The following is a 14,510-nucleotide window of genomic DNA, read 5'->3' as shown; positions in this document are numbered from 1 at the left end:
GGTTCACCGCACCCCGCCGGCACTCCGGCCCCGGCAGGCTGCTCGCCTCCGCAGCAACCGGCTGCCTCGCCCGGCCCGGCGGCTCACCGCGGCGCGTCAATGTCTCCTGCGCGTAGGGAACCTGGTCTCGCCAGTACTTCTGCACCGATCCCGCGGACTCGTTCCGCTCCTCCTCCGTCATCCCCGCTCGGAATCTCACCGCAGTCCTCCGACAACCCGTCCCACGGTGGTTCCCCGGTCCCAGGCGACCACGCGCATCCGGGACTGCCACCAAGCGGGCCAGAGCCGTTCGGGAAGCGGCACGAGGGCGACCGTCTCGCAGCCGTGCTGTCTGATCCTGAGCAGGGTCTCCCGCCATTCGCGCTCGGTGCCGCGGTGCGGGTCGAACACCGGGCCGACCTTGCCGAGGCCGGACAGGAGCAGTACGCGAGTGCCGTGCTGGGGAGGCTGGTAGGGCCGCCAACTGCCGCGCGGGCCGGCGCCGACGCCGCGGGAGGGACAGTCCGCGAAGCGCAGCACTCGTGTCCCGGCGACACCGACGAGGTTCCGGACCTGGTCGATGACGTCCTCGACGTCCCGGGCGAAGGGTTCCATCGAGGCGGAGATGTCGGCGAGGATCTGTACTCCGTAGCGCAGGGTCGGCAGCGGGCGGCGCGGGATCTCCTCCAAGGGCAGCCCTTTCGCCAGGTGGTCGGCGGCGCGTTCGACGTCCAGGTCGCCCTCCGGTGTGACGCGAGCGAGCGCCGCGTGGAGCACGGCGGCGGTCGAGCGCGGTGCCAGCAGCGGGAGATGCGGCGGAGCGCCGGCGTCCGCCGCGGGCGCGGACCGGGGCGCGGGCAGTGGGTCGACGGCCCAGCCGGTACGCCGTGGCGGCCGGTGACCGACAGGAACGAGCATGGTGGACTCCTCGTCGGCCACGGACCGCCGGGTGGCGTCGGACGGCTCGACGTACGGCTCCGGCCCACCGTCTCCCGCATGGCCGTCCGGTCCCGGCACGGGAGGCGGGGATGGGAAGGCCGTGACGTCCGTCGGCGGTTCGGCGGCAGGGACGGGCTCACCGCCCGGCCCGAGACCGAGCAGCGCGGCCACCCGCTCCCAGCCCGCCGCATCGGTCATACCGAGAGTGCCGGCGGCCCTGGCCACGTCACCCAGCCAGATCTCCCGCGTAACCGGCCTGGTGGACCTCACCACTCATGCCCCGCTATCTGCTGCCGTTTGATCAGCACACAGTTCTTCAGCCATTCCCAGCGTTCGCTGCCGAGAGTGATGCCGAGGGTGAGGCAGGCACGCAGCGCGTCGAGGAACTCGGCGGTACTGGGTTCCCGCAGGCCGATCGTCATCGCCTGCTCCCGCACCTTGCCCAACTCCACGGCCAGCGCCTCCGCCAGCCTCAGCTCGGCGTCTCCGGCGCTCCCGTGCCAGGTCTTCATGTGCTCCTCGGCGATCCGCACCAGGCTCGGTACATCGTGATCGGGCAGCGTCTCCACGACACACCGCCGCAGGAAGGCCTGTGGCAACTCACGCTCGTCATTGGTCGTGATGACGACGAGATGCCTGGCGAACCGAGGGTCGATGTCTCCGGTCGGCGGTTCCAGACCCACTTCGGCACCGGTCTCCACCACCGTGAACCGATGCGAACCCAGCGGCACCAGAAGGCTGTTGGGCACGTCCGGGTCGGCCTTGTCGATCTCGTCGATGAGTACGACGGCATGGTCGGGGCTGCGGCCGGTGTTGATGTCGGCCGAGGGGTCGAGGCATTCGCCCGCGGCAGCCCCCTGGCCGACGGCCCGCCCTCGACGCCGCGCCGACTGCGGTGCCAGCGCCCACCACAGCACTCCCGGCTCCACGTAGGAGGCGTCGTCGAGCCCGACCGCTCCCCTCCGGTAGGCCTGCGCGTCGGCAAGTCGGCGGACGCTGTCGTAGCGCCACAGCAGTTCGGTCGACCGAGTGGCATAGGTGATCACGTGGTCGTAGTAGCGCCATCCGCGCTGCCGGGCGATGAAGGGCGCGAGCGAGGACTTGCCGGAGCCGGGCCTGCCGCGCAGCAGCAACGGCCGCCCGGTGGCGAGCGCCACCATCACCGCTTCCTCGATCCTGGGTGACATCACATAGATCTCGCCGTCCCCCCGGTCAGGACTGCGGAACCATTCCTCGGGGCTCTGGTGTCCGGCCATCGGGCTCATCCCTTCCCCCTGATGGGGCCAGGCCGGCCGTCGTCGCCGCCCCGGCCGTGGCCCCAGTCGTTGAGCATCCCGTACGCGACCCTGATCGCGATCCGCTCGTCGTCGGCCCCGAACTCCGGTACCAGCAGGGAGGCTTCGGCGAGCTGCCCGGGTCTCGGGTCGTCGTCGGTCAGTTCGTCCCTCGGGATGAGCAGAATGTGCAGCCACGGAATCTGCCCGTGCAGCCAGTCGACCACCCGTTCCGCTTCCTCCAGGGAACAGTGCTCGGCGAAGATGACCACATACGTGTCGCAGTCCGGCAACTGCGGGGCGCTGGCCAGCGGTTCCCGGTCCGTCATGCCGAACCGTGCCCGTATGGTCCGCTCGCACCGGTACCGCAGTTCCTCCTCCGGGTCCTCCTCGCCCGGCGGCGGCGCGCTCACCACGATGGGCGTGTACCGGCTGTGGTCCATGCAGAAGGCCCGCCCGAGGTAGTACTCCCCGGTGATCGGATTCCGCACGGCGAGGACCACGGTCCTGGGCTCGTCCCCGTCCTCGCCCGGCAGCACGCGTCGTGCCGAGGTGGGGTCGATCCAGACCGGCAGCACCAGATGAACGAGCTGGTCGAGCGCGGTGCTGTCCATGTGCCGGGCGATCTCCCCGACGGCGTTGCGCAGTCGTACGGCGTCATGGGTGTGCAGCATCTGCGCGGCGAGGAACCCACAGCTGACATCGCTCACCGGAGCGCCCGCCAGATGCCGGTCGTGCAGCCCGAGTGCCCGTCCCATGCTGGCGAGCCGGCTCATCGTCCGTACCTGGCTCAACTGGGCGGTGATGTCCTCGGCCCAGCGCTGTACGGGGTCGTCGTCATCGGGCTGCGGCGGCAGCGGCGGGAACGCCCGTACGATCGCGGCTGCGGCGTCAACGGGATCCGGGATCTCCCTCCCGGCCGGGCCGACCGTCCGCTGTACGAGCTGAAGGGACATCAGGTCCTCGAAGCCGGCCCCGCGCATGTCCTCCGGCGTCACGTCTCCCACCGGCGCCGGCAGCACGAAGAAGGAACGGTTGAAGTGGTGCCGCCACATCAGGATGTCGACCTCTCGGTGCACCCAACCCGACGTCAGTGCCGCCCCGTTGAGCAGTACGACAGCCGCCTGACACTCCAACAGCCACTCGTACAGCCGCGGATACCACTTCTCTCCCGGCAACAGTCCGTCGGCGTCCACCAGAACGTCGTAGCCACGCTCCCGCAGTCCGTGTACGACCTGTAAGCGCACCTCCGTGGCATAGGTGTCGCCGCGCGCGCTGTGGCTGATGAACACCTTGCTCAATCCCCCGCCCCCTCAAGTCCCCCGCTACAGAGGGATTCTGACGGCGGTTCAAGCCTCCCGCAATCGTGCGTCACCGACTGCCGAACTGAGCCGCCCGGCAATGTGCCTGATCAGATGTTCGAGGTCACGGCAGTAGACGGACGGATTCAGGAAACCGGTGTCCGCCCGAAAGCGGTGGGCGTAGTTGCCACCGCCGCACACCTGAACCAGAGCACACTCCTGACACTTGGCCGAGAGAGCGGCCAGCCCGAGCTGGCGGGCGGCGATACCGGGATGATCGAGCACCAGGTCGAAGGCGTGCCGGAAGACGTCGAAGCCGGTGACGGGAGCCCCCGCGTAGGTGGTCTTGAGCGAGTCGACCTGCTCGATCGCCCCGTCGGTGTCGACGACGACCGCCACGACGGGCGAGGTCCCCACCGCTTCGGTACGGCTGGACACTCCCATGAGCAGTCCGATGATCTCGGTGAACAGCCGAATGGTCGTCAGCACCCTGTCCGCATCGAACCACTGGTCGAAGACGGCGGCGAGCCAACGTCCGTACGGTTCAGGGCCGTTGGTACCGGCTCCGGGCGGCGGAGCGGACCAGTTGGCGTGCGGCAGCAGCAGATCCAGGCTCGGCGGCGTGAACTCGAGCAGCGAGGAGTAGACCTCGACGGGATCGGTGGCGGGGTCGATGGTGCAGAGGATCCCGGCGTACGTGTCCGGATACCGCTGGAGGATGCGTAACCCGCGGGTCGCGGCGGGCCAGGCAGGACGTCCCCGATGATCGACGCGCCGGCTGTTGTGCCGGGCGAGGCCGCCGTCGAGACTGACACCGATCTTGATCCCGGCGTCGGCTAGTTCCGTGACGACTGCGTCGGTGAGCAGGGTCGCGTTCGTCTGGGTGGTGACGTGCACCTGGTACGCGTCCTCACCCGCCTGCTCGGCCACGGCCCGTCGCACGGCGGCGACATACCGGACCAGGGGCCCCGGGCCGGACAGCAACGGCTCGCCGCCATGGAGGTTGACGTGCACGTCACGCAGCTGGTGCGCCGCGGCATGCTCGGCGATGCGCCGGGCAGCCGCGTCCACGACATCGGCAGGCACCGCACGGGGGCGTTCGCGCCAGCTCTGGTCGGGGCCCTCATAGACGTAGCAGTAGGTGCAGGCGAGATTGCAGCGACTGTGCACCTTCAGCACGAACTGCTGGAAGGGGATGGGGCGAGCGCCCGTGGTACGCCGGACCGCTTCGACGTCGAGACCCTGGGCGGGCCACGGTGGCGGTGCCACCGTCACCGATGCGGGGAGGTCGAAGACTGCGCGATCGGCACGTAGGGCGAGTCGTCGTAGAGCGCGCACCGGCTCACTTCACCGACCCGCCATTGAAGTGTCTCGGCCACTGCGGCAAGAACCGGTTGCTTCGCACCAGCGGCCAACATGGCCAGATCTCGACAGTCGAAACTGGGCAGCGGCTGGGCGATTCGACGCTGGGCGCTGGGAGAAAGCTCCAAGCCCTGAGGAACAGGCAAGCCTTCTCCAGGTGGGATTGAACATAATCGAATATAGTCAAACAAAGGCGAACAAAGCCGCGCGGGTACAACCCGCGCGGGCGATGGCGTGACGCTAGCAGCTTCAACGACGGTGTGTCACACAAGTCACAGGACTACGGTGTGTCACACAGCGCACGAGAAGCCGGAACTGGTCATGTCGGCTGGGGTTCGAAATCCCAGTAGGGGCGATCCCTGCGGGCCACGGCCTTGGTGTGCGGATGGCTGGAACCATAGGCGCGTGTGAGTTCGTGAAGGACTTCCTGTTCCAGCCTCGTCGCTTGGTCGCCGCGATGCAGTGAACGCAGATCGGCGGAGAGAGACGCCTTGCAGGACAGGGTCATGGGGTGATGCTCGCCCAGCACCCGCATGGCTCGTTCCAGTGTCTCGGCACTGAGCCGCGCGGCGCCTTCCTCGTCTCCCACGAAGTTGCGCGCCCCGGACAGGTTGAGGGCGCAGCCGAGTGACCAGGGGTGGTCGACCCCCACCGCGGCGGCCATCCTGTCGCACACGGACTCGGCGATCCCCAGGGCTTCCTCGTGCTCGCCGTACTTCCGCAGGATCAGGCCGATGTTGCCCGTCGTCCCGATGGTGAACGGGTGGTCGGGCCCGACCATGTCCCGATAACGGTCGACAACCTCGTCGGCCAGCTTGCGGGACTGGCCGAGATCGCCGTGCTCACGGAGGAAGCTGGAGTAGTCCGCCTGGGCGTGGAGCGTGTCGGGGTGGCGGGAGCCTCGCTGCTGAAGGCTGCGTTCCACGACGTCGCGCATACATTCCTCGGCCTTCGCCAGGTCTCCGACACGGCGCAGGCACAGGGCGAGGTTGTGCGCGGCGAGCAGGGCGTGCGGATGCCACGGGTCCATGTCCCGCCGGAGGAGAAGGTTGGCTTCCTGCTGGGACCTGGCGTCCGTGTAGCGGCCGAGGAGGCGGAGTGTCCAGGCGTAGTACAGACCCGACAGCAGCGTCCTCGGGTGGGCCGGCCCCAGTTCCGCCTTCCTCGCCTCAAGGATGCTCTGGTGTGTGTCGGCCGCCTCCTGGTACCTGCCCAGCAGCATCAGCGACACGGCGAGATTGGACCACTCCTGCGAGTTCTCCCGCGCGGCCTGCTGGAAGAGCTGATGCGCTTCCTCGTAGCCGCCCAGGGCGTTGAGCGTGCCGCCCAGGCCGTTCTTCGCCCGCCGCAGATCGTCGTCGTCGGCCGGCTTGCCCAGGCGGACCAGTCGTTCCACCACGTCGCGCCCCACCGCTTCCGCCTCCCGGAAGCGGCCGACACTGCGCAACATGTTGGCGTGCTGGTGGGTCAGCACCAGCATGTCGGGGTCGTCCGGCTCCAGCCGGTTCCGCCAACGGGCGATGATCTTCTCGCACAGCAGGAGTCCGTCGCCGCCCTCGCCCCGCGCGCGCAGATACTCCACACAGTTCAGGACCAGTCTGCGTACCACCGGCTTGCTGCTGTTGAGCGTTCCGGAAACCTCCAGCTGCGGGATCAGCTCGGCGTACCTGAGCCATTCCCTGGCGTATCCGGGACGTCGCGGGTCCGCGCCGGACAGCACTTCGGATGCGACGAAGGACAAGGCCTCCCGCCGCTCCTCGGGAAGCGTGCTGGTCAGGAAGCTGTGGTACAGCCGGTGCATGGTCGCGCCTCCCACTTGTGGCTCGCCTTCCGACGAGTTCTCGTAGACGAGATTGACCGCAGTGGACTCCGACAAGCGTTGCAGGGCCGAATACCAACGGATCGGGTCAGCCGCGAGGGAGGCGAGATAGTCGGGAAGATCGGACGGGTGAGCGGTCTGGATGAGGCGTACGGGGATGGCGTCCGGCGAGAAGAGCGCGAACAGTCGCAGCAGCTCGGACGCCTCCGGATAGTTCGTCTCCAGGGTGTTGAGAGTGATCGACCAGCTCGTCTGGAACCCCATGGGGTAGTCGTCCGAGATGCGGATGCCGATCTGGCTGGCCCCGCCCGTCCGGATCAGCGCGATGTACTCCTTGGCGGGCATCCGGTTGGTGTCCAGCCAGGCGGCCGTCTGGGCCAGCAAGAGCGGCAGGTCCTGCACGGCCTCCGCCAGCTGGTCGGCCTCCTTCTCGTTGAGGCGCGGGGCTCGGCGGCGCACATAGGCGACGGATTCCTCGCGGTCGAACGGCTTGACGGGGATCTCGGAGAGGTTGCCGTAGGTGGCCCAGTCCTGCGTCAGTGTGGTGACCAGGACATGCCCGTTTCCTTCCGGCAGTAGGTCCTTGACCTGCGACATGTCGTCCGCACTGTCGAAAATGATCAACCAGCGACGGTGGGGCTTCCCTTTGCGCAGCGCCTCGTGCACGGCCCTGATCCGCTCACCGAGTTCCCCGCCGACCGACAGTTCCAGACGCGGTGCGAGGTCGGCGAACTGCTCGCGCGCCGTGGCCCGGAAGCCCGCGCTGACAAACCAGACCACGTCGTAGTCGTTGCCGAAGCGGTGTGCGTACTCGATCGCGATCTGACTCTTGCCGACTCCCGAGATTCCGCGCAGGACCACCCGCGCGCCACCGTCGCCGCCACGGTTCAGCAGCGACTGAAGCTCGTCCAACGCCCAGTCACGGCCGGTGAATCGAAGGTTCCGGCGCGGAGTGTTGACCACGGACGGCGGATCATTGGGGAACCTCGGGGCGTTGTCGCCGCTCCCGGGCCTGCCCGTGGTCGGCAGTCCCAGACGGACCAGGATCCGCCGTCGGGCCTCCCCTGATTCCAGGTCGCGCAGGTCGACGGGTTGCAGGCGTTCACCACCGGGTGGGATCGCTCGCGTGGCGACGCTCACGGCGGCGAACCGGTCCTCGCACTCCGGCAGCACCTCGCGCAGGGCGGAGGTCCACTCGTCGTCGCTCCGGGGACCGAGATTGAAGTACCAGTCGTCCAGGACGAGCAGAATCCGTCCGGACGCGTCCAGCAGGCCGCGCAGGGCTTCGGCCAGCGATCTGCTGACCGGCGGGTCCCAGCGCAGCAGTGTCGTCCGATGGCCCAGCTGCTCCAGCTGATGCGCGATCCAGGCGGCCCAGGGCCGGTTGAATCCCGCGTAGCTGATGACGTAATGGCCATGGGCCCCGGCTCCCCCGGACCGGTCCGCCATGAGACTGTCCCCCTACCGCACCCCGTTACCGCGCCCCGTCCGGCCGTGGCTCGCAGTGAGGTTTGCCAGTCGGGGGCGCTCCGAAACGACTGGAACAGGACGTTCAATTCCGGTCACGGCGCAGCGCCGCCGCTATGTGCCGGATCAGATACTCAAGATCGTGACAGTAGACGGAGGGATGCCTGAACCCACTCCCTTCACGATAGCGATGGGCATAGTTTCCACCCCCACAGGTGGCCATGACCGGGCAGGTGCGACAGGTGGCACCCAGCGCCGCGACCCCGATCTGGCGTGCGGCCATGCCAGGATGGTCGAGTGTCTCGTCGAAGGTGTTGCGGAACACGTCCAGTCCGGTGAGGACCGCACCTTCATATGTTTGCTTGAGTGAATCCAACTGCTCTATGGTCCCATCCGTCTCCACCACTACCGCAGCCGTCGGCGAGAGTCCGACCGCCTCCAGCGCGCTCGGCAGCCCCAGGAGCAGCGCGATGATCTCGGAGAAGAGCCGGATCCGCGGCGGCGGGCGCTCGTCCGTACCGCTGTCCCACCACAGATCGAAGGCCGCGGCCAGCCAGTCACCGTAGGGAGTGGCGCCCCGGTCGCCGGTCCGGGCCGCTTCGGGGGCACGCGCCGGCAGCCCCGGCGGCGGATTCGACCAGTTGCCATGGGGCAGCAGCAGATCGAGCACCGGGGGCCGCAGGGCGGCGAGGGAGCGGTAGACCTCACCGGGGTCGGCGGTGACGTCGACCGTGCACAGCAGCCCGGCGTACGACTGCGGGTTCCGGGTGAGCAGGCGCGCGGCGCGTACGGCCCGGCGCCAGGAAGGCCGCCCCGCGTGGTCCACCCGGCGCCGGTTCAGCGCGGGAGTCCCACCGTCGAGGCTCAGACCGATCCGGATGTTCTCCCGGGCCAGCGGCACCAGGGTCTGCGCCGTGAGGAGCGTGCCGTTGGTCTGCACGGTCGCGTGCAGAACGCAGTCCGCCGGCAGCGCGGCCCGGACGGTCCGGACGTAGTCCACCAGCACACCCGGTCCCGAGAGGAGCGGTTCGCCTCCGTGCAGGGCTATGCGGACCTCGCTCAGTCCGTGGGTGCTCGCGTGCTCGGCGATCCGGTGGGCCGTCTGCCGCATGACCAGCGGCGAGACGCGGGGGGCACGGTCCCGCCAGGAGCCGTCGGCTCCGTGGTAGATGTAGCAGTAGCTGCAGCTGAGGTTGCAGCGGCTGTGGACCTTGAGCGTGAACTGGCGAACCGGGACAGGGCGCCGGCCGGTGCGGCGCAGTCCGTGCACATCGAGTACGGACAGCGGCCAGGGGGCGTAGAACTCGCCGGGTGTGGAACGGCTCTGCTCGCACGACACAGGTAACACCGCGCCGCTACCTCCCCAGGGCATCACACAGACGTCCGACGCAGCACTCGGCACAGGGTGGCCGGTGGCGTCGGCATCCGTGTCCGGCCGCCACCCGGCCGCGATCCGCCCTGGGTCAGGGCGCGTCCTCGTAATAGGCGACGACGGGTCGCTCGGGTGCGCGGACCCTTTCCTCCAGAACCGCGCAGACTCCGTTCAACGCGGGACGGCCGCCACTCCGGAGTTTCTCCCACACAAGGCCCGTGAGATCCGGAAGAGGCTCATCCCACACAGTCGGCTCACCGGTGGCAGGATTTGACACGCTGCGCTCCTCCCAGGCACGTCGGCCATCGGCAATTACCCGTGTGGACGACGTAGGGAAACCTTCCCTCGGTCCTCTCCTGCCCAGCGCGGCCGAAAGTACGAGCGAATCAGGCCGAACCACGGGGGGTTGTGGCCGCGCCGGCCGTGAGGGCACGCATGCGCTCCAGTGTCGTACGGGCCTGGGGATCCCGATCGCCGTCCGCAGCCTGCCAGTTGGCCCAGGCCGCGCGATACGCGTCCAGGGCGTGGGACGGGCCCGCCGTGCGTTCCAGGACCGATCCGCGCCGGTGCAGGGCGCGGGCGCAGACGAGGAGTTCACCGGCCGCCTCGGCAGCGGTCGCGGCGCGCCGGTAGGACTCGGCGGCTCGGTCCTCGTACTCCGTCGTGGCGCTCTGGGGGTGGGCCAGGACGAGCAGCGCGTCGCCGCGTTCCAGCCAGGCCAGCGCCTCGGTGCGGTTGTCCTGCCCGGTCTGGGCGCCCCGGGCCGCGCGGGCCAGGATCCACTCGGCCTCGTGGAGGTCCGTGAGCGAGCCGCCCGCCTCGTGGTGACGGATCAGGGCCCGGCCGAAGAGGAGCCTGCGCGCGGGCAGTCGTACGTCACTGGCGGGGGTCTGGGCGAGAGCCGCCCGCAGGATGCGCACGGCCTCCGTGGCCACCTCCACGTGTCCCTCGTGGCCCGCCCTGCTGAGCAACGCGCCACCACGCTCCGCCAGCAGTTCCGGGCGGCGTGGGTCGTCGGTGCTCAGCTGCGTCTGTGCCTGGGCGAAGTAGGCGTCGGCGGTGTCCAGTTCGGTCGGTTCGGCGGTGCGGGTCCAGCGGGCGGTGTGGGCCTGGGCCAGCCGCCACAGGGCGCGCAGCCTCAACTCCCCCGTGTGCGCGCCGGTTCCGGCGGACCGCAGGGCGTCGGTCAGCGCGGCGACGACCTCCTCGGCGCCCTCGTCGCCCGCCACGACCGCCCGGGCCAGGGCGAGTTCGAGCCAGGCCCGGCAGACGACCCCCGGCGGTTCCCCCGCCCGCTCGGCCAGCCCCGCCGCCGACTCGAAGTCCGCCGCCGCCTGGACGGCCAGGGCCCGCGCCTCGTCGGCAGAGTCACGCTCGCGCGCGTTGGCGCACAGTTCCATCAGCAGGCCGCCGCGGGCCAGCAACGCCGAGCCGGGGAGGGGGTGTTCGCCCGGCCAGCCCTCCAGCAGGGCGTCGAGCCGTACCTGGGCCCCGTACAGCAGTCGTCGGTCGCCGAGGAGCCGGTAGCGGGCACGGACCACGTCGACGACGCAGAGCAGTACGTCGAGCAGGGGGCGCGGCTCGGAGCGCACCAGGGCGTACGCGCGCTCCAGGCTCTCGGCCGCCTCGGCCAGTGCACGGGTCCTCGTCCCGTCGTCGGGCTCGGTCGTGGCCCTGGCCCGGAGCACCTTGCCGAGGACGAGGTGTGCGTGGGCCGGCGGTGAACCCGCGGGGTCCGCCGCCGCACGGACGGTGTCCTCCGCCTCCCGTAGGACCGCCCGGTCCCGGTGGATGTCCCAGAGGCAGAGCAGGCATTCGGCGAGGAGGGCCGCCGTCTCCGCGGTGGGCTCCGTCGCGCGCAGCATGCGTACGGCGTCCCAGAGGTCGCGGATGCCGCCCTGTCGTTCGTAGCGGGCGAGGCGGCTACGGGCCAGCCGGTGAGCCGGTGAGTGCGACTGCGAAGGGTTGGTGATCACGTTCGTGGTGGTCGACGGCGGCTTCGGCGTGCCGTCGATGTCGCCGGGCTGGAATCTGCGCAGCACCCGGCGGGGTACGTCGGCGAAGGGCTGCGGCACCGGCCGGGCGGGGGCTTCTTCCGTGCCGGTCGTGTCAGGGCGGGGCCGGATCGCCGTTGCCGACAAGTGGCCGACCGCCACCGCCGGGAAGTTCTGGGCCCGCCCTCCCCACACGCGTTCCAGGTGGTTCGAGCACTGCTCCAGTACGGCGAGGGCCTCGTCCAGGCGTAGTCGGCGCAGCAGCAAGTCCCTTACTCCTGGGGAGAATTCGTACCAGGGTCCGGGACCGTCGTACTCGTCCGCCACCTCCACCAACAGGTCGCTGAACAGCACCTCGGCAAGTTCGACCGGGCCCGTCCCGGGCAGCAGGGCGCGTTGGACCAGCTGCATCACGGGGTAGCACAGCGGCGCCGCCGAGAGGCAGACCGCGAGACGGCGGGCCGCCGGGGAGGCGCTGGTGCGGAAGTCCTCGACGAGTTGGTCCGGGGTGCGGTAAGGGCGGGGGGCGGGGGCCGTTCCCCGGTCTGCGGGCCCGACCATGGCCACGGAGACTGCCCGTATACCGGCAGATCGTTCCGACAGCAAACGCGCCCAGGTGCCGAGCGCGGCGGGGGTCGGCGGCAGGACGGGGACCGGCAGCGCCTCGCCCGGACCGGGATCCGGGTCGCGGAACGGCCGGAAGCCGAGCATCGCGCCGGGGCCCGTCGTGCGCCGCAGGGTGCCGGGTTCGGTGGGCAGCAGGGTCTGCGGCCACAGGCGCGCGGGCAGCGGCTGTACGACGGCCAGCGGGCCCGTGCGCAGTCGCCGGTGGAGGAGCCGTTGGGCGGCGCCGTGGCGCCACAGCGGGCCCGAGCAGTCGCTGAGCAGCAGGGTGACGGTCCGGCCGCTCGGGTCGCGCAGGCCGTCCGCCGGGGCGAGCCATTCGCTCCCGCCCGCCCGGCACAGCACGCCGACTCCGCCGTCGGGGCACGGGCGCAGCCGGTGGACGGTCACCGCCCGGAAGGCGCCGGACTGTTCGCAGGCGAGGCGCAGTTCCTCAAGGGTGCGTTCCCAGGCACCCATCGACGGCGAGTCGTCGACGAGGAGCTGCATCCGGGCCTGTCGGCGCCGGTCGGTCCGGAAGACCGGCAGGGCGCAGTTCGCGACGGCGCTCGCCTGGGCGGTCGCGAACTCGTCGAGTATGTCGTCGTTCCGGGTCCGTGGCGGTCCGCTCGGCGGCAGCAACCCCTGGAGGGGGCGCAGAGCGTGTCCCAGGGACAGCAGGTCCGGGAAGGCGGACGCCAGCGGTACGAGGACCTCGGTGCCCGGCGCGTCGTACGTCCGCTCCGCCTCCTGTTCTCTCTGTTCCCGGACCACCGCGAGGAGTTGCGGGGGCCGCGGACGGTCCGCCGGGTCCGGCGAGGAGCTGTCCTGCCCAGACGGTGAGCCGTCCGCGGTTCCGGCGTCGGGACCGCGCCCGGTGTCACCTTCGGCGCCCGTCTCGGCGCCGGCCCCGGTGCCGCTCTCCGCCTCGGCCATCCGCTCCGCCAGCCAGAGCGCGTCGGCGAGTTCGGTGGCGCCAGGGCGGGCCACCGCCCCCGTCTCCGTCCCCGTCTCCGCGAGGCACCGGATCAGCCTGCCCAGCGGGTCCGACCGGCCCGGTGGCTCCGCGTCCCCGCTCACCTGGGCGGCCGGTTCAGTGGCCGCATGAGCTGTTCGGCGAGGTGGGCGCGGGTGCCCGGTTCCTCGTCCCGGGCGTGGCGGGTGAGGTAGATGGCGTTGAGGAGCTGGTCGGCCGCCCGTTGTTCGCCGGGCCTGCGTTCGAGGAACCGGGCGATGACGTCCGCATGCTGTTCGGCGGCGTCCTCGCCGAAGTGGGCGCGGACCATGGCGGCGAGCCTGTCCTCGTCCGGGGGTTCCAGGTGGAGGTGGACGCAGCGCCTCAACAGCGGTACCGGGAAGTCGCGTTCACCGTTGCTGGTGAGGACGATGAAGGGAAAGGCCCGGCAGCGGACCCGGCCCTCGTGGACCTCCACGGACCGCCCGTCGTGGTCACGGACCCGTACGGCCGGGCGGTGTTCGGCGATCCTCTCCAGCTCGGGGATGCCGAACTCGCCTTCCTCGAGCACCCCGAGAAGGTCGTTGGGCAGATCTATGTCGCTCTTGTCGAGCTCGTCCACCAGGAGCACCCGGGGTCGTTCCGTGGGGAGCAACGCGGTTCCGAGCGGGCCCAGTTGGAGATATCTGCCGATGCCCTGGGCGAGCAACCCGGTGTCGTCCGGCGGCTGTCGGCCGGGGCTCTGCGATACGGCCGGGCTCTCCGTGTCCTCCGGCCGCCCGCTCGGGCGGGTGATCTGGAGGTCCTGCAGTCGGCCCAGCGCGTCGTATCTGTAGAGGCCGTCGGCCAGTTGGGTGCGGCTGACGATGGGCCAGCGCAGTACCCGGCCCAGGCCCAGTTCGTGTGCCACGGCGTGGGCGAGCGTGCTCTTGCCGCTGCCGGGTTCGCCGGTGACCAGCAGCGGGCGGCGCAGGTACAACGCCGCGTTGACCAGCTCCAGTTCGGCCGGGGTGGGACGGTAGTGCTCGGCGAAGGCGCGGCTTCGGCCGAGCCGTCGGGTGGAGACGGCGTCGACGGGAGCCGGCGGCCGGATCGGCGGGCCACCGTCGAATCGGCGCCAGGCGGGTGGGTCCGGGAGCCGGTCGACGCCGTCGTGCGGTTGTCCCGTGCCTCGGTAGATCAGCCACTCGTTCACGTCACGCTCCTCGGTGCAGGACGGGCGGGGCTGCCTGATCACCGGGCGAGACGGGGTCGGTTGGGGCGGAGTACGACGGGTTGGCAAACACCAGGGCACGAAAGGGAACCGGAGGTCCCATTTCCCCTTCCATTCCCCCTCCACACCGGCAATCCTTCTGACACTACCCAGGACCGGCCGAGGAGGATCACCCACGTCGGGTACACCCCGTACCGGCTCGTCGACCCTGGTTCCAACTGGTTGCTCACTT

The 14,510-nt window shown here is 70.4% G+C and carries 8 protein-coding genes; all 8 read right to left on the bottom strand.

The genetic code is table 11. From position 1 onward, the window contains the following. Positions 1-195: 195 nt before the first annotated feature. Complete coding sequence (locus OHN74_RS33600; protein WP_327698316.1) at positions 196-1,116, bottom strand: hypothetical protein; 921 nt, start codon at positions 1,114-1,116, stop codon at positions 196-198. Positions 1,117-1,184: 68 nt separating this feature from the next. Then, positions 1,185-2,174, bottom strand: a complete 990-nt coding sequence (locus OHN74_RS33595) for a MoxR family ATPase (RefSeq protein ID WP_327698315.1) — start codon at positions 2,172-2,174, stop codon at positions 1,185-1,187. 5 nt (positions 2,175-2,179) lie between these two features. Beyond that, positions 2,180-3,484 (bottom strand): toll/interleukin-1 receptor domain-containing protein, encoded by a 1,305-nt coding sequence (locus tag OHN74_RS33590; RefSeq protein WP_327700364.1) that lies wholly within the window; start codon positions 3,482-3,484, stop codon positions 2,180-2,182. A 57-nt stretch (positions 3,485-3,541) separates the two neighbouring features. Beyond that, the gene (locus tag OHN74_RS33585) at positions 3,542-4,762 is read right to left on the bottom strand and encodes an FxsB family cyclophane-forming radical SAM/SPASM peptide maturase (protein WP_327698314.1); all 1,221 of its coding nucleotides are present in this window, start codon (positions 4,760-4,762) and stop codon (positions 3,542-3,544) included. Positions 4,763-5,174: 412 nt separating this feature from the next. Beyond that, the gene (gene fxsT / locus OHN74_RS33580; RefSeq protein ID WP_327698313.1) at positions 5,175-8,123 is read right to left on the bottom strand and encodes an FxSxx-COOH system tetratricopeptide repeat protein; all 2,949 of its coding nucleotides are present in this window, start codon (positions 8,121-8,123) and stop codon (positions 5,175-5,177) included. Positions 8,124-8,226: 103 nt separating this feature from the next. Then, entirely contained in the window at positions 8,227-9,513 is a 1,287-nt protein-coding gene (locus tag OHN74_RS33575) for an FxsB family cyclophane-forming radical SAM/SPASM peptide maturase (RefSeq protein WP_443060488.1), read from the bottom strand. Between the two features lie 386 nt (positions 9,514-9,899). After that, positions 9,900-13,190 carry an SAV_2336 N-terminal domain-related protein gene (locus tag OHN74_RS33570; RefSeq protein WP_327698311.1) on the bottom strand — a complete coding sequence of 1,097 codons (3,291 nt, stop codon included), beginning with the start codon at positions 13,188-13,190 and terminating at the stop codon, positions 9,900-9,902. Continuing rightward, a complete protein-coding gene (locus OHN74_RS33565) occupies positions 13,187-14,260 on the bottom strand; it encodes an AAA family ATPase (protein WP_327698310.1) in 1,074 nt (357 codons plus the stop codon). Before OHN74_RS33565 ends, OHN74_RS33570 begins: the two co-directional genes overlap by 4 nt. Positions 14,261-14,510 lie beyond the last annotated feature (250 nt).

Origin of the sequence: Streptomyces sp. NBC_00459, assembly GCF_036013955.1 — a bacterium.
Taxonomy (GTDB): Bacteria; Actinomycetota; Actinomycetes; order Streptomycetales; family Streptomycetaceae; genus Streptomyces.
The sequence above is the reverse complement of the archived record's forward strand: the minus strand, read 5'-3'. Positions and strand labels throughout refer to the sequence as shown.

Bases quoted from the DNA above. Each gene is read 5' to 3' on its own strand.
- fxsT (WP_327698313.1), bottom strand. From the start codon at position 8,123: ATGGCGGACCGGTCCGGGGGAGCCGGGGCCCATGGCCATTACGTCATC.
- OHN74_RS33575 (WP_443060488.1), bottom strand. From the start codon at position 9,513: ATGCCCTGGGGAGGTAGCGGCGCGGTGTTACCTGTGTCGTGCGAGCAG.
- OHN74_RS33600 (WP_327698316.1), bottom strand. From the start codon at position 1,116: ATGACCGATGCGGCGGGCTGGGAGCGGGTGGCCGCGCTGCTCGGTCTC.
- OHN74_RS33595 (WP_327698315.1), bottom strand. From the start codon at position 2,174: ATGGCCGGACACCAGAGCCCCGAGGAATGGTTCCGCAGTCCTGACCGG.